General features: G+C 52.2%; 20 protein-coding genes. 19 read left to right on the plus strand and 1 reads right to left on the minus strand.

Annotated features, from left to right (window positions below; all coding sequences use genetic code 11):
* The first annotated feature begins 21 nt into the window (after positions 1 to 21).
* The 14 genes from HMPREF1207_RS14050 (at position 22) to argH (ending at position 18,051) form a co-directional block, all read left to right on the plus strand.
* Positions 22 to 1,779, plus strand: a complete 1,758-nt coding sequence (locus HMPREF1207_RS14050; RefSeq protein WP_009677108.1) for a glycosyltransferase family 4 protein — start codon at positions 22 to 24, stop codon at positions 1,777 to 1,779.
* A gap of 65 nt (positions 1,780 to 1,844) precedes the next feature.
* Positions 1,845 to 2,603: an FkbM family methyltransferase gene (locus tag HMPREF1207_RS14055; RefSeq protein WP_231392047.1), complete on the plus strand. Its 759-nt coding sequence runs from the start codon at positions 1,845 to 1,847 to the stop codon at positions 2,601 to 2,603.
* Positions 2,604 to 2,847: 244 nt separating this feature from the next.
* On the plus strand, positions 2,848 to 3,045 hold the full coding sequence (locus tag HMPREF1207_RS14060) for a cold shock domain-containing protein (protein WP_009677088.1): 198 nt from the start codon (positions 2,848 to 2,850) through the stop codon (positions 3,043 to 3,045).
* A gap of 197 nt (positions 3,046 to 3,242) precedes the next feature.
* On the plus strand, positions 3,243 to 3,791 hold the full coding sequence (gene hpf, locus HMPREF1207_RS14065) for a ribosome hibernation-promoting factor, HPF/YfiA family (RefSeq protein WP_009677046.1): 549 nt from the start codon (positions 3,243 to 3,245) through the stop codon (positions 3,789 to 3,791).
* Positions 3,792 to 4,284: 493 nt separating this feature from the next.
* On the plus strand, positions 4,285 to 6,789 hold the full coding sequence (secA, locus tag HMPREF1207_RS14070; RefSeq protein WP_009677018.1) for a preprotein translocase subunit SecA: 2,505 nt from the start codon (positions 4,285 to 4,287) through the stop codon (positions 6,787 to 6,789).
* 197 nt (positions 6,790 to 6,986) lie between these two features.
* Positions 6,987 to 8,100, plus strand: a protein-coding gene (gene prfB, locus HMPREF1207_RS14075; RefSeq protein WP_138918248.1) for a peptide chain release factor 2 whose coding sequence is annotated in 2 segments (ribosomal slippage) — positions 6,987 to 7,058 and positions 7,060 to 8,100 — 1,113 coding nt in all. Because the reading frame shifts where the segments join, the coding sequence is not laid out codon by codon here.
* A gap of 583 nt (positions 8,101 to 8,683) precedes the next feature.
* Entirely contained in the window at positions 8,684 to 9,568 is an 885-nt protein-coding gene (locus HMPREF1207_RS14080; protein ID WP_009676976.1) for a YitT family protein, read from the plus strand.
* A gap of 249 nt (positions 9,569 to 9,817) precedes the next feature.
* The gene (argC, locus tag HMPREF1207_RS14085) at positions 9,818 to 10,867 is read left to right on the plus strand and encodes an N-acetyl-gamma-glutamyl-phosphate reductase (protein ID WP_009677006.1); all 1,050 of its coding nucleotides are present in this window, start codon (positions 9,818 to 9,820) and stop codon (positions 10,865 to 10,867) included.
* Positions 10,868 to 10,953: 86 nt separating this feature from the next.
* Positions 10,954 to 12,180, plus strand: a complete 1,227-nt coding sequence (gene argJ, locus HMPREF1207_RS14090) for a bifunctional glutamate N-acetyltransferase/amino-acid acetyltransferase ArgJ (RefSeq protein WP_009677060.1) — start codon at positions 10,954 to 10,956, stop codon at positions 12,178 to 12,180.
* Positions 12,181 to 12,225: 45 nt separating this feature from the next.
* Positions 12,226 to 13,011, plus strand: coding sequence for an acetylglutamate kinase (argB, locus tag HMPREF1207_RS14095; RefSeq protein WP_009677010.1), 786 nt, complete (start codon positions 12,226 to 12,228; stop codon positions 13,009 to 13,011).
* Between the two features lie 41 nt (positions 13,012 to 13,052).
* Positions 13,053 to 14,243 (plus strand): acetylornithine transaminase, encoded by a 1,191-nt coding sequence (locus HMPREF1207_RS14100; RefSeq protein WP_009677078.1) that lies wholly within the window; start codon positions 13,053 to 13,055, stop codon positions 14,241 to 14,243.
* 65 nt (positions 14,244 to 14,308) lie between these two features.
* On the plus strand, positions 14,309 to 15,265 hold the full coding sequence (argF, locus tag HMPREF1207_RS14105) for an ornithine carbamoyltransferase (protein WP_009676993.1): 957 nt from the start codon (positions 14,309 to 14,311) through the stop codon (positions 15,263 to 15,265).
* Between the two features lie 32 nt (positions 15,266 to 15,297).
* Positions 15,298 to 16,536 carry an argininosuccinate synthase gene (locus HMPREF1207_RS14110; RefSeq protein WP_009677056.1) on the plus strand — a complete coding sequence of 413 codons (1,239 nt, stop codon included), beginning with the start codon at positions 15,298 to 15,300 and terminating at the stop codon, positions 16,534 to 16,536.
* Between the two features lie 99 nt (positions 16,537 to 16,635).
* Positions 16,636 to 18,051 (plus strand): argininosuccinate lyase, encoded by a 1,416-nt coding sequence (gene argH, locus HMPREF1207_RS14115; protein ID WP_016423753.1) that lies wholly within the window; start codon positions 16,636 to 16,638, stop codon positions 18,049 to 18,051.
* A 127-nt stretch (positions 18,052 to 18,178) separates the two neighbouring features.
* Here argH and HMPREF1207_RS14120 read toward each other — a convergent pair whose 3' ends face one another.
* Positions 18,179 to 19,621, minus strand: a complete 1,443-nt coding sequence (locus HMPREF1207_RS14120; RefSeq protein ID WP_009677051.1) for a VanW family protein — start codon at positions 19,619 to 19,621, stop codon at positions 18,179 to 18,181.
* 258 nt (positions 19,622 to 19,879) lie between these two features.
* On the opposite strand from HMPREF1207_RS14120, the gene ftsE reads away from it, so the two are divergent.
* The 5 genes from ftsE (at position 19,880) to HMPREF1207_RS14145 (ending at position 25,789) form a co-directional block, all read left to right on the plus strand.
* Complete coding sequence (gene ftsE, locus HMPREF1207_RS14125; protein WP_036739723.1) at positions 19,880 to 20,566, plus strand: cell division ATP-binding protein FtsE; 687 nt, start codon at positions 19,880 to 19,882, stop codon at positions 20,564 to 20,566.
* Complete coding sequence (gene ftsX / locus HMPREF1207_RS14130) at positions 20,556 to 21,473, plus strand: permease-like cell division protein FtsX (protein ID WP_036739724.1); 918 nt, start codon at positions 20,556 to 20,558, stop codon at positions 21,471 to 21,473. Before ftsE ends, ftsX begins: the two co-directional genes overlap by 11 nt.
* A 44-nt stretch (positions 21,474 to 21,517) precedes the next feature.
* Positions 21,518 to 22,774, plus strand: coding sequence for a murein hydrolase activator EnvC family protein (locus HMPREF1207_RS14135; RefSeq protein ID WP_009676971.1), 1,257 nt, complete (start codon positions 21,518 to 21,520; stop codon positions 22,772 to 22,774).
* A gap of 95 nt (positions 22,775 to 22,869) precedes the next feature.
* Positions 22,870 to 24,324: a S41 family peptidase gene (locus HMPREF1207_RS14140; RefSeq protein ID WP_009677074.1), complete on the plus strand. Its 1,455-nt coding sequence runs from the start codon at positions 22,870 to 22,872 to the stop codon at positions 24,322 to 24,324.
* A gap of 175 nt (positions 24,325 to 24,499) precedes the next feature.
* The gene (locus HMPREF1207_RS14145; RefSeq protein WP_009677081.1) at positions 24,500 to 25,789 is read left to right on the plus strand and encodes a PDZ domain-containing protein; all 1,290 of its coding nucleotides are present in this window, start codon (positions 24,500 to 24,502) and stop codon (positions 25,787 to 25,789) included.
* Positions 25,790 to 25,967 lie beyond the last annotated feature (178 nt).

Genomic DNA, 25,967 nt, shown 5'->3' on the forward strand with positions numbered 1-25,967 from the left:
CTTAAGTTAGAGGGTAGAGGAATGATTAAACAACTTCGCGCTAATGAATATCAAAATAGGATAAGAAATCTGAAATATGCTGTACCGGAGATTTTGAGAGAAAAAGAACAAACCCCAAGCGAAAATATTCATATTGTTTATGTGATGGCTCATGTTAGCGTGTGCGGCGGTACCAAGATTATTTTTGAACATGCAAATAACTTAAAAAGATGGGGAGCCCGGGTTACAATCGTTTCTCACTTTGTAAAACCGGATTGGTTCCCAATTGAAGCCGAATATTTAAAAGTTCCATTCGGGATTGATGCTGCTCAAGGAATCCCTGATTGCGATGTTATTGTATCTACCTATTGGGATCATATTCAAGCCTGTATAGATACAGGAATAGCACCCGTAGTCTATTTTGAACAGGGGGATTTTCACTTATTTGATCATACACAAATCGATGAAGATACGCTGGAGACTATACGAAAGCTATTTAAGCTTCCAACGTATATAACAACCGTTTCTGAAAGGAGCGCCGATTATATTAAGAACGTATATTCTCGGGCCTCCGTTGTTTTTCACAACGCTTTGGATGATGAAATCTTCACTTTACAAGGAAATAGCTATAAAACGAATACTCCGTATTTGTTAATGATGGGGGGGGAGGAGCAGGAATTCAAGGGAATCAATGATATCATCAAAGCCTATAGTACATTAAAGGATGCTGGTTATGAATTAGATCTAATATGGATAACGCCCTATGAACCGGCAAGAAATTATCCGGAAATCACCAGGATTTTCGTGAGTCCTTCTCAAACTCAAATTGCTGAGCTTTATAGGGGAGCATTCATTTATGTGTCCGGATCTCATTATGAGTCTTTCTCTTTACCAGGTTTGGAGGCAATGGCCTGTGGTTGTCCTCTTGTAACTACTGAGAATGTGGGGGTTAAGGAGTACGCAATTGATAGTGTGAATTCATTATTTTCGAGAATTGGGGATTCAGATGATCAAGCGCAGAAAATTAAGAGCCTTATAGACAATCCTGACTTGTATCAGCAGTTAAAGTTAAATGGTTTGGAGACCGCGGGTAATTTCAGGTGGAATAGAATAATTCCAGAACTTTTATTGTTCTATAAGGATATAGCTAAACTAGAGCAGCGCCCAAATAATGACTTTGATGACTGGGACGTTTCATTTAGAGAAGAGCATTTTTCAGGTAGAGATGACTGGGAGAAATTTCGAAAGCTACTTTTAAATTCAACTGCAAGTGAAATATTAGTTCCAGTTCTGTATCCTCTGATTGAAGGACACGAAATTGCGAGGTGGGAAATAGCTGCTAAGCGTCTAAATCATGAGAATAATGATGATTCTGGTTTGAAGCAAATGAAATGCTATACCAAGGTGAAGGGAGGAGATGTTCAACATCTTCCGTATTACCAAGCTTATATTTATTTTCTAGAAGAGCAATATGAGGCAGCTTTAAATCAGTTTATTCAATTCTATCAGGAAACTGATTCTATTAGCACACAAAGCGTTTATGTCAAATGGATTGTTCTATGCTTGATTGAACTTCAAAGAGATCCGCAAGCATTAGATATTCTTAATGATATGTTTAAAAGAAGTATCGACAATAGCGATCTTTTGTATATGTATTATTTACTTAATGTGATGAGCGGAAAATCTAAAGAGGATTTAACTCAGATCCTAACAGCTATTTCTTTATTAGACGATGCTGTTGCATATCCTGAATTTTTCACTAATATAGAGCATCTGATTTTTGAAAGAAACAATATATAGGTAGATAATAATATTATTTTGGGAGCGATCATGAGATGCATGGAACATACATTGGAAATAATAGAATGATGGTTAAACTGGCTTACAATGCTGTAATAACTATTCCGTCTAATGACTTAAGCCTTATGCCTACACTAGTTACCACCGGAATGTTTGAAGTCCCGTTAACGAAATATTTTCTTACCCAGTTAAAACCCGGGTATACGGTCGTGGATGTGGGAGCAAACATAGGCTATTTTACGGTACTGGCCGCCAAAGTAGTCGGAAATACGGGGAAGGTTATCGGATACGAAGCCGATCCCAACACGGCCGCTGTTTTGAAGGACAATTTGGCAATGAACTGGCTTACAGAGAACGTGACCGTTATAAACAAAGCAGTTTATTCGGATAATAAGACGCTGCAATTTCGGAGCTCGGAAAGATTTCATGGGTATTCTTCGTGGAAGGAGAAGCCTAAAGACGACAATTTAATCGATCACTATACGATCCGGGACGTCGAAGCTGTCTCCTTAGATAACGAGTTGCAAGAACTGGATACGATTGATCTGGTTAAGATCGATATCGAGGGTGGAGAGTATCATGCTTTTCTGGGGATGAAAAAATTGATACAAGACCGGAAGATTAAGAAAATCACATTCGAATGGAATAAAGCGATGCTTGGAGCGGATGAAGGTCCTTTCCTTGATCTGATCAACGATCTAATTACAAATCGGGGAGCACGTCTCACGCTGCTGGACAAAGAAGGCGAAGTTGTGGAAACAACGTTAAAGGATCTGGCAGCCTTCGAATTCTATCCATTTGTTTTGTTAGAATTCCAAAACTAACACAAATCTCTCCCTGTGGACAATGTGCATAACTTTGTTGATAACTCTGTGAATAAGTGCTTAAATCCCGCTTTCGACAAGGGATCTAGGGCTTAAAGCCTATGCTGTCGAAAATGTGAATACCTAAATTTTCAAAATATTTAGGATTATCTTGTCATCAGATTGACACAATTATTTCCGTGGTGATATATTCAAAAGGTAAGCAAAGGCTTACATTTATTTGAAGACGAAGGGAATGTGTCCGATGCAAGGTAAAGTAAAATGGTTCAATGCGGAAAAAGGCTACGGTTTCATCGAGCGCGAGGACGGCGGAGACGTATTCGTACATTTCTCTGCAATCCAAACGGACGGTTTCAAAACACTAGAAGAAGGTCAGGCTGTCGAGTTTGACATCGTGGAAGGCGCTCGCGGACCACAAGCAGCTAACGTAAACAAGCTGTAATTATTCGGCCGTTTGGCCGGTTCATAAAACATGGTAAAGATGTTTGAACCAGCACCCTGGATTGCGATCCGGGGTGTTTTTTTGCATGCGCTCGGAGTTCACAGTTTAGCCGCAGAACGGACACAAAACGTATATTAAGATTTTTTGAATATTCAAAATAGTTGGTGTATAATAGAGACAGAAGGGAGGAGTTTTATATGAAATTCACCGTTCGAGGAGATCATCTCGAGATAACAGCTGCCCTCAGGGAGTATGTGGAGAAAAAGCTGAGCAGACTGGAGAAGTACTTTGAAGCCCCCCTCAACTCGGAAGGATTTGTGACACTTAGCGTAGTCAAAAACATCCACACGGTGGAAGTGACGATTCCGCTCCAGGGCGTCCTGCTCCGTGCCGAGAATAAAGATCAAGACATGTATGCGGCTATTGACCTGGTGGTCGACAAGCTGGAACGTCAAGTCCGCAAACACAAAACGAAAATGAATCGTAAAATCCGCCTGGAAGGCAACAAACGCGAGTTGAGCAAGCTGGAAAGCCAGGTTCTCACCATGGATGAGGAAGAGGAGGATTACGAGCTGGTCCGGACGAAGCGGTTTACGCTGAAACCGATGGATATCGACGAAGCGATTCTGCAGATGAACATGGTTGGTCATGATTTCTTCGTTTTTTCCAACATGGATACGGAGCAAGTGAACGTGGTCTATAAAAGGGACGATGGCAGATACGGTCTGATCGAACCGGCTATTTGACCCCAACCCGTCTTACTGATTGCGCAAGTGCCAGACGAACTTCTAACTGAAAATAGGAAACCAAAGCTTGATCCGACAGGGTCAGGCTTTTTAATTGTTTATAGCTTATCCGGCACAAAAAATCGGGTGAAAACAGCTGACGTTTGACGTGGAAGCCGCCGTTACGTTATCTTCTCTTTAATAGTAGAAAGAAGCTCGCAGATCTTGCGCTCGTTTACGAATAATAAAACAATTCTAAAGGCTCTCGTCTGTTCAACAGTCGACCGGTAAAATTTCGCCAACTTTGGAAACGGAAAATCGGCTTTTCAGCGGCTTTGCCGACAACAACTGCAACAAAGCGCGAGCTTTTACGTATGTAAAGGAGTAGGTTTGCTACAGAGAAGCACATCTGATAAACTGAAATGTTCCCGCTCTGAAGCCTTGTTTTGTTGCGGCTTGACGAGCAAACTGATACAATTTAAGGATACTGAGTGTAAGGGAAAGGGGTTCACCGATGCTAGGACTGGTCAAAAAAATGTTTGGTGATTCCAACGAACGTGAAATCAAGCGATATTGGAAAGCAGTCGATGCTATAAATGGGCTCGAGCCGGAAATTTCCGCTCTGTCCGACGAACAATTAAAAGGCAAAACCGTCGAGTTCCGCGAGCGTCTGGAAAAGGGCGAAGACCTGGACGACCTGCTGCCGGAAGCATTTGCCGTTGTACGTGAAGCTTCCAAACGGGTGCTGGGCAAACGTCACTATGACGTGCAGTTAATCGGCGGCATGGTTCTGCACGAAGGCAAAATCGCCGAGATGAGAACCGGTGAAGGTAAAACCCTCGTCGGTACGCTTCCCGTCTATCTGAATGCGCTGGCGGGCAAAGGCGTGCACGTGGTTACCGTCAACGACTATCTGGCGCAGCGTGACAGCGGCGAAATGGGCCAAATTTACGATTTCCTGGGGATGACCGTCGGGGTCAATCTTCATGATCTTTCGCATGAGCAGAAGCAGGGTGCCTATGCTTGCGACGTAACCTACGGTACGAACAATGAATACGGATTCGACTATTTGCGCGATAATATGGTGCTTTACAAAGAGCAGATGGTTCAGCGTCCGCTTTATTTTGCCGTTATCGACGAAGTGGATTCCATTCTGGTCGATGAAGCGAGAACACCGCTGATCATTTCGGGACAAGCTGCCAAATCTACGGATTTGTACTATGCGGCGGACCGTTTTGTGAGCAAGCTGGAAGCGGAGAAGGATTACACCGTCGATATCAAAGTGCGTTCCGTATCTTTGACGGAGCAGGGCGTGGAGAAAGCGGAGAAAGCGTTCGGGATCGAGAACCTGTTCGACCATCAGAACGTGACCCTCAACCACCACGTTACCCAGGCTTTGAAAGCACGCGTCATTATGCGCCGCGACGTGGATTACGTCGTTCAGGACGATGAAGTTCTGATCGTTGACGAATTTACGGGCCGTCTGATGACCGGCCGCCGTTACAGCGAAGGCCTGCACCAGGCGATCGAAGCGAAAGAGCAGCTCCAGGTGCAGAACGAGAGCATGACGCTGGCGACGATCACGTTCCAGAACTATTTCCGTATGTATCGCAAGCTGGCCGGTATGACCGGTACGGCGAAGACGGAGGAAGAAGAGTTCAAGAAGATTTACGGTCTGGACGTTATTATTGTACCGACTAACCGTCCGATGATCCGTAAAGATATGCCTGACGTTGTCTATAAGACAGAGATGGGCAAATTCAAAGCGGTCGTGGAAGAAATCGTCGAGCGCTATAAAAATAAGCAGCCGGTACTGGTAGGTACTGTTTCCATCGAGAATTCCGAGCTGCTATCCGAAATGCTGAAGAAAAAAGGCGTTCAGCACAAGGTGCTTAACGCGAAGTACCACGCCGAAGAGGCGGAAATCGTATCCCGCGCGGGACAAGCCGGCGCGGTAACGATCGCAACGAACATGGCGGGCCGAGGTACCGATATTATGCTGGGCGACCAAGTCCACGAAATCGGCGGACTGCATATTATCGGTACGGAGCGCCATGAGAGCCGCCGGATCGATAACCAGCTCCGCGGTCGCGCGGGTCGTCAGGGCGACCCGGGTTCCTCCCAGTTCTATCTGTCGCTTGGCGATGAACTCATGAAGCGCTTCGGCGCCGAGAACATCATGGCTATGATGGACCGCCTTGGCATGGAAGAGGATCAGCCGATCGAAAGCAAGCTTATCACGCGTGCGATCGAGTCCGCTCAGAAGCGTGTAGAGGGCAACAACTTCGACATGCGTAAAGTCGTCCTCCAATATGACGACGTTATGAACCAGCAGCGTGAAATTATTTATAAACAGCGCCGTGAGGTGCTCGAGTCCGAGAATATCCGTGAGATCGTGGAAACGATGCTTCGTTCCAGCATTGAGCGTATCGTGAACGCCCACTGCAGCGAATCTCAAATTCCGGAAGAGTGGGACCTTCAGGCGGTTGTCGATTACGTGAATAACAACTTCCTTTCCGAAGATGCGCTGAACAGCAAAGATATCTGGGGTAAAGAGATCGACGAAATCATTGAATTTATTGATGAGAAAGTCAAAGAAAAATACAACGAGCGCGAAGAACAGATCGGCGCTGAATTTATGCGCGAATTTGAGAAAGTCGTCGTACTGCGTGCGGTCGATTCCAAATGGATGGATCACATCGACGCGATGGATCAACTGCGCCAAGGGATTCACCTTCGTGCATACGGCGGCACGGACCCGCTTCGTGAGTATCAATTCGAAGGCTTCGAAATGTTCCACGAAATGGTCGATAGCATCCAGGAAGAAGTGGCCACTTATATCATGAAGGCCCATGTCGAAAGCAATCTGGAGCGTCAAGCCGTGGCCGAAGGCCAAGCCGTGGATCCTAAAGTGGAATCCGCAGGCAAACAGCCGATCGTAAAAGAAGAGCAAATCGGCCGCAACGATCCTTGCCCTTGCGGAAGCGGCAAGAAATATAAGCAGTGCCACGGAGCGTAATTCGCATCCGTCCGGGACTTTATAAGCTGTATCTTATGCAAGGTTATGCATTTTTCATGCATAACCTTGCATATTCGCTTATATCCTGGCACAGGCCCGGTTATGATAAGCTTAGAGCAGCCGGGACCGGCGAATTTTTTACTACCATGTGTTAGAACTAACTGCTAGAACAAATATGAGGACTCCGAGGTGTTGGTATGCTGGAACCGGAAGTAAAACAGGACCTGCGCGAAATTGCGAAGCGACTAACGGAATTAAGGGGGTCTCTTTGACTTAGATCATAAGCTCGAAGAGATCGGAGATTATGAAGTGAAAATGGCGGCGCCGGATTTCTGGGACGATAACGAAAAGGCCCAGAAAATCATCGGCGAACTCAACGCCATCAAGAGCGTTGTGGATCAGTTCCAGGCGCTGAATAACGAATATGAAGACCTGGACGTTATGGCGCAGCTGGCTGACGAGGAGAACGATGAGGACATGGCGGCCGAACTGGCCGACGGCTTGAAAGGCGTTCTCCGCAAGCTGGAAGACTTCCAGCTGCAGCTGCTGCTCAATCAGCCGTACGACCGGCTGAATGCCATTCTCGAGCTGCATCCGGGCGCGGGCGGGACGGAGTCCCAGGACTGGGCGGAGATGCTGCTGCGGATGTACCGGCGATGGGCCGAGAAACGGGACTTCAAGGTCGAGGTGCTCGATTATCTTCCCGGAGACGAGGCCGGCGTGAAGAGCGTTACGCTCCTCATTAAGGGCTACAACGCCTACGGGTACCTTAAAGCGGAGAAGGGCGTACACCGCCTCGTGCGCATCTCGCCATTCGACGCCTCGGGCCGCCGCCACACGTCTTTCGTGTCGTGCGACGTAGTCCCGGAGATCGAAGACGACGTGGAGGTCGATATCCGCACGGAGGATCTGAAGATCGACACGTACCGCGCGAGCGGAGCGGGCGGCCAGCACATCAACACGACGGATTCGGCCGTGCGGATTACGCACTTGCCGACAGGAGTCGTGGTGACGTGCCAGACGGAACGTTCCCAGATCAAGAACCGGGAACGGGCCATGAAGCACTTGAGATCGAAGCTCTACGAGAAGAAGATCGAGGAGCAGGAGAAGCATCTCGCGGAAATCCGCGGAGAGCAGTCCGACATTGCGTGGGGCAGCCAGATCCGTTCCTACGTCTTCCATCCATACAGCATGGTCAAGGATCACCGGACTACGGAAGAGACAGGCAATGTGGGAGCGGTGATGGACGGCGATCTCGATCCTTTCATCGATGCATATCTGCGCCTGCAGATCCAGAAGAAAGAAGAATAAGAAGCGTGCGGGGAAGGAGGCCAAGTGCCTGCGGCCCCGCATTTTTTGTGTGCCGGGGAAGGATGACCGAGGAGGATTCAAGCGCTCAGCCAATTCCGCAGCCAGAGAGGTAAGAACAGGCCAGGCTGTGCATCCTCGGATTGCGTGAACACCGCATGGAGCCCGCCCATGCTGACTACCCGCGCCGATGCGCGAACTTCCGACGCGCCGGTAAGGCGACGCGTGGTGATTGTTTGGGCGACCACCGTCATACGCTGCTACACGGCGGGCTGGGAGCTGCCCAAGCGTTGTGGTTAATCACAAACTGGTCACAGCTGAAAAACCGGAGTGGCACGCCATTGAAAAAGCGAAATCTCTTCAAATCAGAAGGATACTGGACGAGTGGTGCGAACCAGTCCTATACAAGGTTCTGGGTATGCAACGCTTCCGAATTATTTTGACCTACGGTTAATTAGAGGTAGGCAAACTCTTCTTTTGATGCCATAATAATTCCAGTACCTTACTCATACAACAATAGACCTTCATCAGGCAAAACTAGAGATAACCGGCGCAAACGGCCGGTAAAAGATAGGAGGAACGCCCCATGGCTATGGCCAAAGGCAAACGGAGAAAAGCCCGTCTTGTCCTGAACAGTCCGCAGCAGAAAGTGTACGAATATGCGATGCTGTTGATCGGCTGTTTGATTATTTCCATCAGTTTTAACGTCTTTCTCAATCCCAATCAGGTTGCTTCAGGAGGGGTATCGGGCCTGTCGACCATTATCCAGCAAACTTTGGGCTGGCAGCCCGCTTTAACGCAGTGGGGCTTGAATATTCCGTTATTTCTCCTCGGCTTGTGGCTTCTGGACCGCTCATACAGTCTTAAGGCAGTCGTAGGTTCGATCGTCCTGCCGCTCTGCGTCATGCTGACCAGCCATCTGCCCACTCTGACTCATAACATTCTGCTTGCAACGATCTACGGCGGCATGGTGCTGGGACTCGGTATCGGGATCGTGTTCCGCGGCCGCGGTTCAACGGGAGGCTTCAGCATTTCCTCGCAAATTTTACATAAGTATTCCGGCTTGAGCCTGGGTGTATCGGTTGCCGTTTTTGACGGAATGGTCATTTTGCTGGCCGGTCTTTTTTTCGGTCCTGAAAAAGCTCTTTACGCGCTGATCGGTCTCTTTGTGACCACGAAAACCATTGACATCGTGCAAGTCGGGCTCAACACGTCAAAGGTGGCTTACATCATTTCGAATGATCCGGAGAAACTTCGCGAAGCGATTCTTCATGATCTGGACCGTGGTCTGACCCAGTTAACCGGAGCCGGCGGATACACGGGTGATGCGCGGCTTGTGCTTATGGTTGTCGTCAGTCAAAGCGAAGTCAGCAAGCTCAAAGCGCTGGTACAGTCAATCGACCCTCAAGCGTTTATCATTTTAAGCAATGCGAACGAGGTGCTGGGGGAAGGTTTCAAACGCGCGGTATAACTTTGCATATATACAAAACATTCTGCATAAAAGATAAAAGACTTGGAGACTGATGCTCTCCAATATCACTCAACTTCGAACATGTATCCTGTAACAGAAAACAGCTGTCTATATAGACAGCTGTTTTCTTGCGCGTGATTTTATACTGTGGAAGAGAGGCTCCTAGGCAGGCAAAAAAGTCGTTGAATTATTATACCTATGTCTGTATAATAATACATATCATTTTTAGGACGTTTGGGGGAAAAAGCAATGACGGAACACGTGAGAGCGGCAATTGTAGGTTCAACCGGTTACGGAGGAGTGGAGCTGATCAGGCTGCTGCTCGGACATCCTGCTGTAACGATCACTTCGGTAATTTCGTCTTCGAGTGCAGGAACGCCTATTTCGGACGGATTTCCTCATTTGAACAGCATTATACACGATTCACTGGATGCTGTGGACGTATCGCTTATCGCGTCCAAAGCGGATGTCGTTTTTCTGGCGACACCGGCGGGTGTGGCTGCCAAGCTGGCGCCTCAAATGCTGGAGGCCGGTCTCAAAGTGATCGATCTGTCCGGAGATTTCCGGCTGAAAACCCCGGAGATCTACACCCAGTGGTACAAGCGCGAGGGCGCGTCCCAGGAAGATCTGGATAAGGCGGTTTTCGGTTTGTGCGAAATTTACGGAGAGCAGGTGCCGGGAAAAGAGTTTATTTCCAACCCGGGCTGTTACCCGACGGCTACACTTCTTGGTCTAGTTCCGGCTGTGAAAGCGGGATGGATCGATCCGTCCACGATCATTGTGGATGCCAAATCCGGCATTTCCGGCGCGGGCAGAGGACTGGGTCTCGGCGTTCATTACGCGGAAGCCAACGAGAACCTCTCTGCTTACAAACTTAACCGCCATCAGCATATTCCCGAAATCGAGCAGGTGCTGAGCGATGCCGCGGGACGTGAAGTCATCATCACTTTCTCGACGCATCTTGTGCCGATGACGCGCGGAATTATGGCGACCTGTTATGCGCAGTTGAACGGAAAGCATGACACCCGCGAGTTTATTGAAATGTACCGTAATTTCTACGAAGGACGCCGTTTTGTGCGGATTCGCGAAGAAGGCAAGTGGCCGGCTACCAAAGAAGTTTGGGGCTCGAATTACTGCGATATCGGTTTTGCCGTAGATGAAAGGACGAACCGGGTCACCGTCGTTTCGGTTATCGACAACGTGATGAAAGGCGCGGCCGGGCAAGCCGTGCAGAACTTGAATCTGATGCTTGGCTGGGATGAAACGACGGGTCTTCAACTTACGCCGGTTTATCCGTAATAGTTCCGATCGTTTTAATGATAGTTTTAATTTAACAGATAGTAGATATCCCAGGGATAATGTACAAAAAGGACAGGTGAGCATCCATGACGCTGCTAGGCCGTTTTACCGTCGTGCCGGATGGCACGGTGACTACACCTCAAGGCTTCCGCGCTGGCGGCCTGCATTGCGGTTTAAAGAAAACCGAACGCAACGATCTCGGAGCGATCGTATGCGACGTCCCGGCGGCCGTTGCGGCTGTTTACACGCTTAACGCGTTCCAGGCCGCACCGCTTCGCGTGACGCAGGAAAGCATAGCCGCAGGCGGCAGGCTCCAGGCGATGCTCGTCAACAGCGGCAACGCCAACGCGTGCACGGGCGAGCAGGGACTCGCGGATGCGCGCGCTATGCGCGATGCCCTGGCACGCCGCCTCGGGATCGCCGAAGAGCTGGTCGGCGTCACCTCGACAGGCGTCATCGGCGAGCTGCTGCCGATGACGAAAGTGCTCGCCGGCATTGATGCGCTGCCGGAGAAGGTTCACGCCGCAGGCGGAGAGGACTTTTCCCAGGCGATTCTGACGACCGACCTGGTGAAGAAAGTCATCTGCGTGCGTGTTAACATCGGCGGGCGCGAGGTGCATATCGCCGGAGCGGCCAAAGGTTCGGGGATGATTCATCCGAACATGGCGACGATGCTCGGTTTTGTCACCACCGACGCGAACATCGAGGGCAAGCACCTGCAGCAGCTACTTGGCGAAGCGACCGACTCCACCTTCAACATGATTACGGTGGACGGCGACACCAGCACGAACGACATGGTCGTCGTGATGGCAAGCGGACTGGCCGGCGGGGAAGCGCTGCAGCCCGGCCAAGCGGACTGGGAAGACTTCGCGGCCGCATTCCGCTACGTGTCGGAGCATCTGGCGAAAGCGATCGCCAGAGACGGCGAAGGAGCGACGAAGCTGATCGAAGTCAACGTGCACGGGGCCGCTTCACAGGAGGCTGCACGCGCGATTGCCAAGACCGTCGTAGGCTCCAGTCTTGTGAAGACGGCGTGCTTCGGAGCGGATGCCAACTGGGGGCGGATCATTGCAGCCGTCGGACGCGCGGGCCAGCCGGTGAATACGGAGACGGTGGATGTAAGCCTTGGAGGCATCGCCGTACTTAAGCAGTCCAAACCGGTTGCGTTTGACGAGGACCGGGCGGAAGCTTACTTAAAGGGAGATATCGTGCAGATTGACGTGCACTTAAATATGAGTGAGAGCGGAGCGACTGCTTGGGGCTGCGATTTGACCTATGATTACGTCCGCATCAATGCGGCGTACCGGACTTAGGCCGCCAGGACCCGCTTAGGGAGACGAACGGAGGCAAGGGGAGACATGGAAAGTTTTGTGATGAAGTGCGGCGGGAGTACCCTGGCTGCACTGCCGGATTCTTTTTTCACGGATTTAAAGCAGCTTCAGGACCGCGGCATTGTCCCCGTCATCGTGCATGGCGGGGGGCCTGCCATTTCAGAGACGCTGAATCAGCTTAGTATCGCAAGTGAGTTCGTGGGCGGGCTCCGCAAAACAAGCGAGGCTGTCCTCGACGTCGTCGAAATGGTACTGGCCGGACGGATCAATAAAGAAATCGTCAGACGCATCCAGTTGTCCGGAGGCAAAGCCCTGGGATTGTCCGGAGTAGACGGACGCCTGATTACGGCCCGCCCGGTGGAAAACACCTCCGAAGTAGGACTCGTAGGCGACGTGACCGATGTGAACGCGGAGCTGATTCAAGGCGTAGTCGGGATGGGCTACATGCCCGTCATTGCACCGATCGGTCTCGGCGGCGACGGGAACCAGCGCTACAACATTAATGCCGATACGGCAGCGGGTGCGGTCGCATCCCGGATCGGGACGGACCGGCTCATCGTTGTAACCGATGTACCCGGTATTATGAAGGTGGAGGACGGGGTGAAGCGGGTTCTTCCGACCGTCACCATTGCGGATATCGAGGCGATGATCGAGAGCGGAGATATTTACGGGGGCATGATCCCTAAAGTACGGGCGGCGATCCAGTGCATCCAAGGGGACGTGCGGGAAGTCGTGATCGTGGACGGTTCCGTCCCCGGTATTCTCAGCAGCGTTCTGGACGGAGCGCAGGCCGGGACCCGGATTATCCGCTAGCGGCAACTATCTTTAACAATTAAATGATGGGAGTGAAGAACATGGTTCAGCAGGCAAGCAGTTTGTTTCCGACGTATGCCCGGTTTCCAATCACACTGGTAAAGGGAGAAGGCAGCCGATTGTGGGACGACCAAGGCAAGGAGTACATCGATTTGATGGCCGGTCTTGCCGTTACGAATTTAGGGCATGCTCCGGAAGTTGTTAAAGAGAAGCTTGTGGCGCAGCTTGATCAGCTTTGGCACGTGTCTAATCTGTTCCATATCCCGAATCAGGAAAAGCTGGCGAAGCTGCTGACCGATAACAGCTGTGCGGACGCCGTGTTCTTCTGCTCGACCGGTGCAGAAGCCAACGAGGCGGCTATCAAGCTTGCGCGCCGTTATTCGCAGAAAGTACTGGGCGAGAACCGTTACGAGATCATTACGTTCCATCAGTCGTTCCACGGCCGTACGCTGGCTACCCTGACCGCAACCGGACAAGAGAAGGTGCAGGAAGGCTTCCATCCCCTTCCCGAAGGGTTTGTCTACGCCGACTATAACGACCTTGCTTCCGTCGAAAAGCTGATCAGCGAGCGTACGTGCGCCGTTATGCTGGAAATGGTTCAAGCCGAAGGCGGCGTAATCCCGGCGGATCCCGCTTTCGTGAAGGCTCTGGCCGAACTTTGCAAGGAGCGCGGCCTGCTTCTCATCGTCGATGAAATTCAGACGGGTATGGGCCGCACCGGCAAGCTGTTCGCCTATGAGCATTACGGCATCGAGCCGGATATCTTTACTCTGGCCAAAGGCCTCGGCAGCGGTTTCCCGATCGGGGCTATGCTGGGGAATGCCAAGGTGGCGCCGGCTTTCTCGGCAGGTTCCCACGGCAGCACGTTCGGGGGAACTCCAATCGCTACGGCTGCAGCTATAGCAACGGTTGAATATATGCTGAGCGAGAAAATTCCTCAGCGCGCGGCGGAGCTTGGGGAATGGACGGTTAAGACGCTTCGTGAGAAGCTTGCGGGCAATCCGATCGTCGAAGAAGTGCGCGGCGAAGGCCTCTTGATCGGCATCGTGTGCAAGCAGCCCGCTGCGGAGCTTATAGCCGAGATTCATGAAGCGGGTGTTCTGGTCGTATCGGCCGGCCCGCAAGTGGTGCGTCTGCTGCCAAGCCTCGTTATTCCGAAAGAAGATTTGCAGAAGGGCCTGGACGTCGTTTGCGATGTACTGGCAAGAAAAGCCTCTGCTTTAGTACAATAGACAAGAAGGTCGTCCGCAGCTCTGCGGACGCTCCGACATTTTGCAGGAAGAAAGGACGGATTCCCATGTCCAGCACGGTACAGGAAGAAATGCAGCAGCAGCTTAAGGGAAGAGATTTCCTGGGGCTGGTCGATTACACACCCGCGGAGCTTAATCACCTGATCACGCTGGCCCGCGATCTGAAGGCCAAACAAAAGGCCGGCGAAGCCCATCAGCTTCTCAAAGGCAAAACGCTCGGCATGATTTTCGAGAAATCATCCACGCGGACGCGTGTTTCTTTTGAAGTGGGGATGTTTCAGCTCGGGGGTCAAGCCTTGTTCCTTAGCAAAAACGACATCCAGCTCGGACGCGGAGAAACGGTTTCCGATACGGCGCAGACGTTGTCCCGCTATCTGGACGGTATCATGATCCGTACGTTTGCCCACCGCAACGTGGTCGATCTGGCGCGTGCCGCGACTATTCCGGTTATTAACGGGTTGACGGACTTTTCTCATCCGTGTCAGGCACTGACGGATTATATGACGATTCAAGAGCATAAAGGCCGCCTGGAAGGGCTTAAAATCGCTTATGTCGGCGACGGCAACAATATGGTCCACTCCCTGCTTGTCGGAGCGGCCAAACTCGGCCTCAACATCACGGTCGCTGCCCCGGAAGGGTACACACCGGATGAAGAGCTTGTCCGCAGCAGCAGGGAATTTGCTTCCCAATCGGGCGGCTCCGTGCTGGTTACTCAGGATCCGAAGGAAGCGGTGGCGGATGCGGACGTGATTTATACGGACGTATGGGCGAGCATGGGCTTCGAAGCGGAGCAGCAGGAGCGCGAGCGTGCTTTCAGCGGCTACCAGGTGAACGAGGAGCTTGCCCGCTACGCGAAGAAGGATTACCTCTTCCTGCACTGTCTCCCGGCGCATAGGGGAGAAGAGGTCAGCGAAGGCGTAATCGACGGACCGAATTCTTTTGTATTCGATCAGGCGGAAAACCGCCTTCACGCACAGAAAGCCGTTATGGCTTCGATTATGTAACCAAAATTATGGCAGCAAAGGTGAGGGAAAACATGGCTAAAGAAAAAATCGTGCTGGCCTACTCGGGCGGTTTGGATACGTCCGTTATTCTGGCTTGGCTTAAAGAAACATATGACGCTGAAATTATCGCATTTACAGCGGATATCGGGCAGAAGGACGAACTCGACGGCCTGGAAGAAAAAGCGCTGGCGACCGGCGCCAGCAAGGTCTACATCGATGATCTCCGCGAAGAATTCGCGAGCGACTTCATCTATCCGATGTTCCAGTCCGGCGCGCTGTACGAAGGGCAATACCTGCTCGGGACGAGCATCGCGCGCCCGCTGATCGCCAAGCGCATGGTCGAGATCGCCCGCGCCGAAGGCGCTACGGCCATTGCGCACGGCGCAACCGGCAAAGGGAACGACCAAGTGCGCTTTGAGCTGACGGCCGCTGCGCTTGCGCCGGAAATCGGCGTAATCGCCCCATGGCGTCTGGAAGCGTTCCGGGAGCAGTTCCCGGGCCGCGCCGAAATGATCGCGTATGCCGAGAAGCACGGCATCCAGGTGCAGGCGACCGCGTCGAAACCGTATTCGACGGACCGCAACCTGCTGCACATCTCTTTCGAGAGCGGCATGCTCGAGGACCCTTGGTTCGACGCAAGCGCCGATTCCAACCGCGATATGTACGTGCTCAGCGTATCTCCGGAAGACGCGCCAGATCAGCCGGAATACATCGAGCTTGAATTTGAGCAGGGCAATGCAGTCGCTATCAACGGCGAGAAGCTGAACCCGCTGCAAATGATGGAGACGCTCAATGAGCTTGGCGGCAAGCACGGCATCGGCCGTATCGACATGGTCGAGAACCGCTTCGTGGGCATGAAGAGCCGAGGCGTGTACGAGACGCCGGGCGGCACGATTCTGTTTGCGGCTCACCGCCGCATCGAATCCCTGACCATGGACCGTGAAGTCATGCATCTGCGCGACTCTCTGATCTCCAAATACAGCACACTCGTATACAACGGGTTCTGGTTTGCTCCGGAACGTCTGGCTATTCAAGCGCTTGTAACCGAGAGCCAGAAAAACGTTTCGGGCACGGTCCGCATGAAGCTGTACAAAGGCAACGTGATTGCCGCCGGCGTGAAGAGTCCGGTGAGCTTGTATAACCCGAATATCGCGACGATGGAAGCGGACCCGACCCAAGCTTACGACCAGGGCGATGCGGCAGGTTTCATCCGTCTCAATGCGCTGCGTTTGAAAGTAAGTTCCGGCGTAGAGCAGCAATCCGGGAAATAAACGGGAAACCAATCGTTTGTTTATATACCTGTGAAACAGGAAACGGGGAACGGGCCGGAAGCGGCCCGTTGTTCCGTTAAAATCGAAGGAGGCAGCAACGTGTCGAAATTATGGGGCGGCCGGTTTACGAAGCAAACCGACCAATTAGTAGAAGAATACACAGCTTCCATCACGTTCGATAAAGAACTGGCGGAAGAAGACATCCAGGGCAGTCTTGCCCACGTGACTATGCTCGGCAAATGCGGCATCCTGCCTCAAGAGGATGTCGAAACGATCAAGGACGGTCTTAACCGCGTACTGGGCATGATCCGCCGCGGCGAGCTGGAATACACGATCGCCAACGAAGACATTCATATGAATATCGAAAAGACGCTGATCGATGAGATCGGGCCGGTAGGCGGCAAGCTGCACACGGGCCGCAGCCGTAACGATCAGGTGGCGACCGACATGCACCTGTATTTGCGCGGGCGCGTGGTGGAATTCGTCAGCCTGCTCCAGAAGCTTCAGGAAGCCCTCCTGACGCAGGCAAAGGCCAACCTGGATACTATCGTGCCGGGATATACGCATCTCCAGCGTGCGCAGCCGATTCTGTTCGCCCACCATCTGATGGCTTACGTGTCGATGTTCCAGCGTGATATCGAGCGTCTTCAGGACAGCTACAAGCGGATCAACGTTCTGCCGCTGGGGGCCGGCGCTCTTGCGGGCACAACGTTCCCGATTGACCGTCACTTCGTAGCGGAACAGCTTGGCTTCGAGGGAGTGTACGAGAACAGTCTGGACGCCGTCAGCGACCGCGACTTTATTCTGGAGTTTCTCGCCAATGCATCCTTCATCATGATGCACCTGTCCCGTTTCTGCGAGGAGCTGGTTATGTGGTCCAGCACCGAATTTAACTTCGTCGAACTGGACGATGCGTTCTGTACGGGCAGTTCCATTATGCCGCAAAAGAAGAACCCGGATGTCGCCGAGCTTGTCCGCGGCAAAACCGGCCGCGTCTACGGCAACCTGTTCGGTCTCATGACCGTTCTCAAGGCGCTCCCGTTGGCCTATAACAAGGACATGCAGGAAGACAAAGAAGGCATGCTGGACACAGTCCGTACCCTTCAAGGCGCCCTGCAGCTTTTTGCGCCGATGATCTCGACAATGAAAGTGAACAAAGCCCGCATGCGCCAGGCGGTGAATCAGGATTTCTCTAACGCCACGGACATTGCGGACTATCTCGTAAACAAGGGTCTGCCATTCCGCCAGGCTCATGAAGTGATCGGCAAGACAGTCCTCTACTGCATCCAAGAGGGTAAATTCCTGCTCGATCTGTCCATGGAAGAGTTCAACAAGTTCTCTGAACTGTTTGGCGACGACATTTACGAGGTGCTTCAGCCGGAGCAGGTGGTTAACGCCCGTAACGTATACGGAGGCACGGCCAGCAGCCAGGTAGAGGGAGCTATTTCGCGTGCGGAGAAGAACCTGGAAGTAACTGTAAACTGGGTTGACAGCAAGCTCGATAAAAGTAAATAATGGGGAAATAACCGAAAGGCTCATGAAATTCATGCGTTTGGCCGTTGTGCCGCGCACGGGTTATTCAGGGCCTTTCCTGTTTCGGCCTGTCCCTATTTTGCCGGGTGGACGGGTTGTCACGCAGGCACTAAGGTGTCTTGCCGTTCTGGGTGACTCCGTCTTCAATAACGTTCTTTTGCGGAGGAGCGGAATCCGCCGGCGGCTTGAGTACACCTGTATTAGACGCGACGACTCTCGCTTGCGGAGTATAGCGGTCTCTGGAAATTTTTTCACGGGAGACTTCTTTGCCGCCCTGCTTTTTTATCCGGTAGGTATCGACCACAAACCCTTGCTTACCGGGACTTAGCTCCACCTGTTCGCCGGCTCTCAACCCGGAGTTGTGTACGTATTTGACGGGCGGTTGAATCGTCTCAACGGTATTCGACATAATCTCATACGTCGTATCCGAGGGAATGCTCCCGAATAGTTTAATAGTCAGCGCCGTATCCGACATTTCCGTTCGGATAAGGAGGTGGGCTTTTGTGTCGTTTCGGAAGCGAAAATTGATGAAACCTGTCGAAAAGGTGGCATCTTGCCCCAAAGGGGCGTAGCTGATCGGCAGCGAATGGTTTCTTCGTTCGACAATCTCCAGACCGGCGCGCAGAACCGCGTTGTAGAGCGTGGTGGAAACTTGGCAAATTCCGCCCCCTACTCCGGGAACAAGCTTGCCGTTTAGGATAACGGGAGCTTCCCGGAAGCCGAATTTAACGCCGGTCTGTTCAATAATAGGGGCGTAATCGAAAATTTCGCCCGGCTTTAGGATTACTTCATGAAGCGTTGCTGCGGTCGAGCGGACGTTATGCTTGCGTCCCGGCGACGATTGGTTAAGCGGGGTCGAGAACTGCGTGATAAGCCGGTCCACATGCTGGTCGCGCAGCATTTTTTCCGTCACCTCGGGTTCCTGCAGCCGAAATGGGACTTGTATGGAAAGCGGATTCTCCGCCCGTCTAGGATCTATCTGCCTGATCTGCCGCTCTATGTCCGCCTTCAAGCGGGAAGCATCGATGCGGAGGGCGGGTTGTCCCGCTTTATACTGCACGCGGTCATCGGGCGTAACGATGCGCTGGGCGGATACCGGTTGTACGGCATAGATATCGGGCCATAGGATCCGCAGCTTCTTTTCGAGCTGATCCGCTTCTATGAACAAGCCGATGTTCGCTTGGTAATGGCGGAGCTTCCAGCGGTTGCGCGCACGATCCAGCAAATTTCCTTCCGTAAGGTCATGAAGGAGTGTCTGAAGCTCGCGGTCGTCTATGCGCAATCCCAGGTCCTGAAGCTTCTGCGAGCGGGAAGGAACTTCCTTCCGGTCGGACACAAGCTGTACGGGAACGGAATTCAGAAGCGCAACCTGACGGCTTAACTGTCCGGGGAAATCGGCGTAAGCCATTCCGCCCACCTTCCACCCCGATACGGTGAATTGCTCCGGAAAAGCCGGGCGCGAGCCGTAAAAGGCAATGGAACCCAGAGCTATAACGGCCGCCAGCGGCAGGACCGTGGCAATTGTCGTTAGCACACGCTTAACTGGCTTCATAAGTAAACTCCTTCAAAGAATTTGGCGCACTGACACTTTGGACTCAAGTTGAACTTGAACATTCAGACGGATGCCTGTTCTACATGTCTATGGATTCATCGGACAAATATGCCTGAGTCGAAAATAGGGCAAACCCCAACAAAATTCGCGTCCGCTGTGAAAAGATGTTGAATATTCCCTTTTTTAAAAGGATTTTTAAGATGGCTGTCGAACTTGTATGAGCTAGGATCAATCCGCCGTTAACAGGAAGTGATGATTTTGATCGAAATGCAGGATGTCTGGAAAACGTATCCTAACGGAACTCATGCGCTGCGGGGGATCGATGTCAAGGTCGACCGCAACGAATTCGTTTATATTGTCGGCCCGTCCGGCGCCGGTAAATCTACTTTTATGAAGATGATCTATCGGGAGGAAAAACCTACAAAAGGGCAAATATTTGTGAACGGGTTTAACATCGAGAAGCTTAAACAACGGAAAATCCCGTATGTGCGCCGCAACATCGGCGTTATTTTTCAGGATTACCGGCTGCTGCCGAAGATGACCGTCTATGAAAATATTTCTTTTGCGATGGAAGTTATTGAGGCACCGAAGAAGTTGATCAAAAAGCGCACGATGGAAGTACTCGACCTCGTGCACTTGAAGGATAAGGCCAATTCTTTACCGGGACAGCTCTCTGGCGGTGAACAGCAGAGGATCGCAATTGCCCGGGCAATAGTGAACAACCCGGCCGTGATTGTCGCCGATGAGCCGACAGGCAACCTGGATCCCGAAACCTCGTGGGGAATCATGAAGCTTCTGGAAGAAATCAATTTCCGTGGAACGACGATCATGATGGCGACCCACAACAAAGAAATCGTCAACACGATGCGCAAACGCGTTATCGCTATCGAGAACGGGATTATTGCCCGTGACGAGCTGCGAGGTGAGTACGGTTATGAAGAGTAGGACAATGGCCCGCCATCTGCGGGAAGGCTTTCGCAACATCATTCGCAACGGATGGATGACCTTCGCGTCGATCAGTTCCATCACTATTTCGCTTTTTATACTGGGCTTATTCCTGCTGCTGTCATTGAATGTGAATTATGTGGCAGATCAAATAGAGAAACAAGTCGAAATCCGCGTGTACATGGATTTGAACATTACGGAAGATCAGACCAACCAGTTGAAGCAGGAGCTGAATGCCCTGCCCGAAGTCCAGAAGGTCACTTTCGTTTCGAAGGAGCAAGGGCTTGAAGATCTCCGGAACCGTCTCGGGGAAGAAGGAAAAGGGTTCCTGGAAGGTTTCGAAGGCGACGAGAATCCGCTGCCGCCTGCTTTTAAAGTCGAGGTTAAAGACCCCCGGCAAGTGGCGGGAGTTGCAGATAAAATCAATGGGCTTAACGAAGGCAAGGAACCGAAGCCGATCGGCAGCGTCAAGTACGGCCAGGGCACGGTTGAGAACATGTTCAAAATTACGCAGATTGTCCGCAACGTCGGACTCGTTCTTGTAGCGCTTCTCGCTTTTACATCCGTATTTCTGATTGCCAACACCATCAAGCTTACTATTGTCGCCAGACGCAGAGAGATCTCGATCATGAAGCTGGTCGGCGCGACGAACGCTTTTATCCGCTGGCCGTTCTTTATCGAAGGGGCTCTGCTGGGAATCGGCGGTTCCGCCATACCGGTGGCCGTGCTCCTGTACGGGTACAACAAGTTGGTGGAGTCCAGCAAGTCGGACCTGAGTATGGTCTTTATCAAATTAAAGCCTTTTGCCGAAATCAGTTATGTCATTGCCGGACTGCTGTTATGCCTGGGTTTCCTTATCGGAATTTGGGGCAGCATCATCTCCGTGCGCAAGTTTCTCAAAGTGTAGACGTGAATGGGCGCATGCACAATGTGTAAGAGGAGGATCAACACTTGAAGAAAAGACTCATGCCTTTAGTGGTTGCACTCGGAATCTCGACAACATTGCTGCCGTATGCGGTGGCCAACGGGGCTTCCAACTCGGCCAAAATCGATCAGGAAATTTCGAATATGAAGAAAATGAAGTCCGCAGCCGAACAGAAGGCGAAGGACGTTCAAAATCAGCTTACACAGGTTCAACAGGAAAAACAGGAAACCGCCAAGGATATCGAAACCTTGATGGACCAGCTCGACAGCGCGACGGCCAAACTTTCCGGCTTGAACGTCCAGATCGAGAACACGACCGAGGACCTCGAAGACAATGCCAAGCAGCTGGACGAAGCGGAGAAGCGGGTTGAAACCCGGGACGAGCTTTTGAAGAAGCGTATGCGCATTATGTATGAGAACGGTTCGGTATCTTATCTGGAAGTCGTCCTGAACTCCACGAGCTTTTCGGATTTTATCGACCGGATGTCGGCGCTGAAATCTATCGTGGGCCAGGATAAAGAGATTCTGGAAGCGAACAAGAAAGACCGCGCCCTTGTGGCCGAAAAGAAACAGCAGATCGAGAAACAGCTGGCTTATGTGAAAAATCTGTACGCGCAGACGGAAGATCTTAAGCAGGATCTCCTCGTCAAGGAAAAAGCAAAAGAAGTGAAAATCGCATCCCTGTCCGCCGAGCAGCAGCATTTGGAAGAGATTAGCAGCGATCAGGAACAGGCGATTATGGAATATGCGAAGAAAGAATCCCAACTTCAGGCCAAGAAAGCAGCCGATGCGAAAGCTGCAGCTGCTGCTGCTGCGGCAGCCGCAAAGAATTCTTCGTCGTCCGGAAGTTCCGGCATCGGTGGCGGTCCGGCAACGGGTTCCGGAGGCAGCATGGGCTATCCGCTTCCGAAGAGAGTTTCGCTGTCATCCGGTTACGGAGGCCGTGTAGACCCGATCAACGGATCCTTCGCCGGTCATACGGGAATTGACATGCCTTCACCGCAAGGAACCGATATTTATGCGGCGGAATCGGGCACCGTTCTGGTTGCTTCCGAGTGGAGCGGCTACGGCAACTGTGTCATTATCGATCACGGGGGCGGCGTTTGGACCCTATACGGACATATACGTAACGGAGGCATTAAGGTTTCCAAAGGTCAATCCGTGAAACGCGGCGAGAAAATCGCAGAGGTAGGTTCAACGGGAAGATCAACGGGGAATCACCTGCATTTCGAAGTCCGGATCAATTCGAAACCGGTCAATCCGTCCAGCTATATCGGTTATTAAGGTTTTCGGCGACTGGCACTCATAAATTGGAAGAGCTTGTCATACACTAACAAGAGCAGCTCATAAGGGTGCAAGTACAAAGGTGGTGAACGGCAGTGCAATTCAAAGGGCGTACGGTGATCGCATTCGTTCTGCTGGGGATGTTTGCAAGCAGCATTCTGACGCTGACCTTTACGGGCAGAAATCTGCTGCCTCTCGGGAGCAAATCCGTCGGAGCTTCGGCAACCGCAGGAAGTTCGGGACTCAGCAGTCAGGACGTCGGCAAAATTGCAAAGACGTACCAGCTGATCGAGAACAAGTATTTGAATAAGGTCGATCACGACAAAATTATGAACGGCGCCATCAACGGAATGCTGGAGTCGCTTGAAGACCCGTATACCGTGTATATGGATTCCAATGAAGCGAAGCAGTTCAGCGAGAGCATCAATTCTTCGTTCGAAGGGATCGGGGCAGAGGTTACGTCGGAAGACGGCAAAATCAAAGTCGTTTCCCCGATCAAGGGATCGCCGGCCGAGAAAGCCGGAATCATGGCTAACGATGTAATCGTATCTGTCAACGGTGAAAAATTGGACGGGCTAACCGTTAATCAGGCGGTCGTCAAAATCCGCGGCCAGAAAGGCACTCAGGCCAAACTGGAGATTTTGCGGCAGGGTTCGACGGAGCCGGTTCAAGTGGTTGTAGTCCGTGACGAAATCGACATTGAGACGGTTTTCGGCGAAATGCTTGAGGGCGGCATCGGCAAGATCGAAATCCGCCAGTTTTCGGCAAATACCACGGAGCACTTCCAGCAGGAGCTGAAGAAGCTGGAGACGCAGGGAATGAAAGGGCTCGTAATCGACGTCCGGAACGATCCCGGCGGTCTTCTCAACGTTGTGATAGATATTGTCGAGCCGTTTGTGCCGAAGGGCAAACCGATCGTACAGATCGAAAACCGGGAAGGCAAACGGGAAGCGACTACGTCCAAGGACGGCAGCAAGAAGTATCCGGTTGTCGTGCTGACGAATAAGGGAAGCGCCAGCGCTTCGGAGATTTTGGCGGGAGCGTTTAAAGAAGCGGTCGGCAGCAAGACCGTTGGCGAAACTACGTTCGGCAAAGGCACCGTGCAGGAAACGTATGTGAAGGAAATGGGAGACGGCAGCAATATCAAAATGACCGTCTACAAGTGGCTGACCCCGGACGGGAACTGGATCCACAAGAAGGGGATCGAACCGGATATCGCGGTCGAGCAGCCGGCATTCTTCAAAGCATCGATTCTGTCCAAGAAAGATACTTTAAAGCCGGACAGCAACAGCGACGATGTGAAGAACCTGCAGCTGATGCTGACCGGTGTAGGCTATGAACCGGGCCGGACAGACGGCTACTACAGCAGCAAAACGGCGGATGCCGTCAAGGCGTTCCAGAAGAGCAGCGGTCTGCCCGTGACCGGTAATGTGGATGCGGCGACGGCCAAGAAGTTGGAAAGCGCCGTTCTGGAAGCCGTTAAGCTTCCGAAGAACGACAACCAGCTGAAAGCGGCCGTTAAAGAGCTGCAGACCCAGCTTTCGAAATAAAAGAGGGACGGTAGGACTTTGCGCGCTCCGGCGCGGGTCCGGCCGTCCTCTTCTTTTTGCCAATTGCATGGGGACGGAAGGAAATGAAAGGGGCGGGTCGAATGTATATAACTAAGTCGGACCGTCGGATTTTTTACAAAAAAGAAGCGTGTTTCGAGCCTCGAGGGAGTGAGTTATGGACATTATTGCGGAAATTGCCGGACGTTTCTTGACGGCGTTCGGCCGGTTATGGCTGAACCCTTTTACGTATATCGGACTTCTTCTCGTCCTTCTGCAGTACCGGAAACAAATTCAATTTGAACGAAAATTGTTTGCCACCCGCCTTCATTCCCTAATCGGGGAGACCTGGCGGACTTATTTATGGGGCTGGGTCGCGGGACTCGGCGTATCGGTCGTTATGCTGTTCGTAGGCGTCTCCCTGCAAGCCGATACGATTCTGCTGCTGTGGGGCCTCTCCGTCGCGATGATTCTCATCCGCATCCGTTTTCTGTGCCTCGCTTATTCGGTGGGACTCCTCGGTATTCTGCAGGTTGTGCTGGCCGGACTGCCCGCCCCTGGAGGGGGCGGTTTCTGGAGCAGCGTGGCTGCTGTGGTAAGGAATGCGGACGTTCCGTCCCTGCTTGCTCTGGTGGCTGTCCTACATGCGGCGGAGGCCCTGTTGATCCGTTCACAGGGAGCCCGGATGGCGAGCCCCATGTTCTACGAGGGCAAGCGGGGCAAGATCGTCGGAGGTTACCAGCTCCAGGGATTCTGGCCGGTGCCGCTTTTCCTCGCGGTTCCGGTTCAAGCGGGTACGGGAGCGGTTGATTTTCCCTGGTCGCCGCTGTTTACCGGCGATGCTCTGATGGCGGGCTGGAGCTTGCTCGCATTCCCCGCCATGATCGGGTTTACGGAGCTGACGATGACCCGGCTTCCGAAGGAGAAGGTGGGGCGAAGCTCCGCTATGCTGCTGGTCTATGCAGCGGTGCTCTTCCTCTCCGCGCTGCTTGCGCAGGTCTGGAGTCCGTTCACCGTTGTCGCTGCCGTGCTGGGAATTGTGCTGCACGAAGCGGTGATCTGGTACGGACGATGGGAAGAAGCGCAGCGCAGCCCGTGCTTTATCAACCAGCCCCGCGGGCTGAAGATTCTGGCGGTGGTGCCCGGCAGCCCCGCCGCCGAGCTGGGGCTGAGACCCGGAGAGCTTGTACACAAGGTAAACGGCGTCCGGGTCCACAGCAAAACCGAGCTGCACCAGGCGATCCAGGTGAGCTCGGCGTACTGCAAGCTGGAGATCGTCGACATGGAAGGCGAGATCCGTTTTCACAAGCGGGCCGTCTTCGCGGGTGAACATCATCAGCTGGGCATCGTCATTTGTCCGGATCAGGATGCCGTTTATTACGTCGAAATCCGGCAGCTGCCGCTGCTGACTTATTTTACGAGAAAGCTGACGGGGCTGTTGACGAAACGTTCGGAAGAAATCTTGTAGGGAGCGAACGGAGCGAGTTCCACGGGGAAATCGGTTCTCAAACGCGCATGTCCGCATTCTGCTCGCTGCCGAGCAGTTTAGAGACAGGCGGAAGCAGACGCTGCAGGAACTGGCACACCGGCTTGCGGGCTCTTCATCCAAATAAAAACCTCGACATCACCTTATGGTGACCGTCGAG

This window comes from Paenibacillus sp. HGH0039 (assembly GCF_000411255.1).
Lineage (GTDB): Bacteria > Bacillota > Bacilli > Paenibacillales > NBRC-103111 > Paenibacillus_F.

Coding starts and splice junctions, on each gene's coding strand:
- HMPREF1207_RS14055 (WP_231392047.1), top strand. CDS start 1,845: ATGATGGTTAAACTGGCTTACAATGCTGTAATAACTATTCCGTCTAAT.
- HMPREF1207_RS14080 (WP_009676976.1), top strand. CDS start 8,684: ATGGCTATGGCCAAAGGCAAACGGAGAAAAGCCCGTCTTGTCCTGAAC.
- argJ (WP_009677060.1), top strand. CDS start 10,954: ATGACGCTGCTAGGCCGTTTTACCGTCGTGCCGGATGGCACGGTGACT.
- secA (WP_009677018.1), top strand. CDS start 4,285: ATGCTAGGACTGGTCAAAAAAATGTTTGGTGATTCCAACGAACGTGAA.
- HMPREF1207_RS14120 (WP_009677051.1), bottom strand. CDS start 19,621: ATGAAGCCAGTTAAGCGTGTGCTAACGACAATTGCCACGGTCCTGCCG.
- hpf (WP_009677046.1), top strand. CDS start 3,243: ATGAAATTCACCGTTCGAGGAGATCATCTCGAGATAACAGCTGCCCTC.
- argB (WP_009677010.1), top strand. CDS start 12,226: ATGGAAAGTTTTGTGATGAAGTGCGGCGGGAGTACCCTGGCTGCACTG.
- HMPREF1207_RS14110 (WP_009677056.1), top strand. CDS start 15,298: ATGGCTAAAGAAAAAATCGTGCTGGCCTACTCGGGCGGTTTGGATACG.
- ftsX (WP_036739724.1), top strand. CDS start 20,556: ATGAAGAGTAGGACAATGGCCCGCCATCTGCGGGAAGGCTTTCGCAAC.
- HMPREF1207_RS14145 (WP_009677081.1), top strand. CDS start 24,500: ATGGACATTATTGCGGAAATTGCCGGACGTTTCTTGACGGCGTTCGGC.
- HMPREF1207_RS14050 (WP_009677108.1), top strand. CDS start 22: ATGATTAAACAACTTCGCGCTAATGAATATCAAAATAGGATAAGAAAT.
- argC (WP_009677006.1), top strand. CDS start 9,818: ATGACGGAACACGTGAGAGCGGCAATTGTAGGTTCAACCGGTTACGGA.
- HMPREF1207_RS14060 (WP_009677088.1), top strand. CDS start 2,848: ATGCAAGGTAAAGTAAAATGGTTCAATGCGGAAAAAGGCTACGGTTTC.
- argF (WP_009676993.1), top strand. CDS start 14,309: ATGTCCAGCACGGTACAGGAAGAAATGCAGCAGCAGCTTAAGGGAAGA.
- HMPREF1207_RS14100 (WP_009677078.1), top strand. CDS start 13,053: ATGGTTCAGCAGGCAAGCAGTTTGTTTCCGACGTATGCCCGGTTTCCA.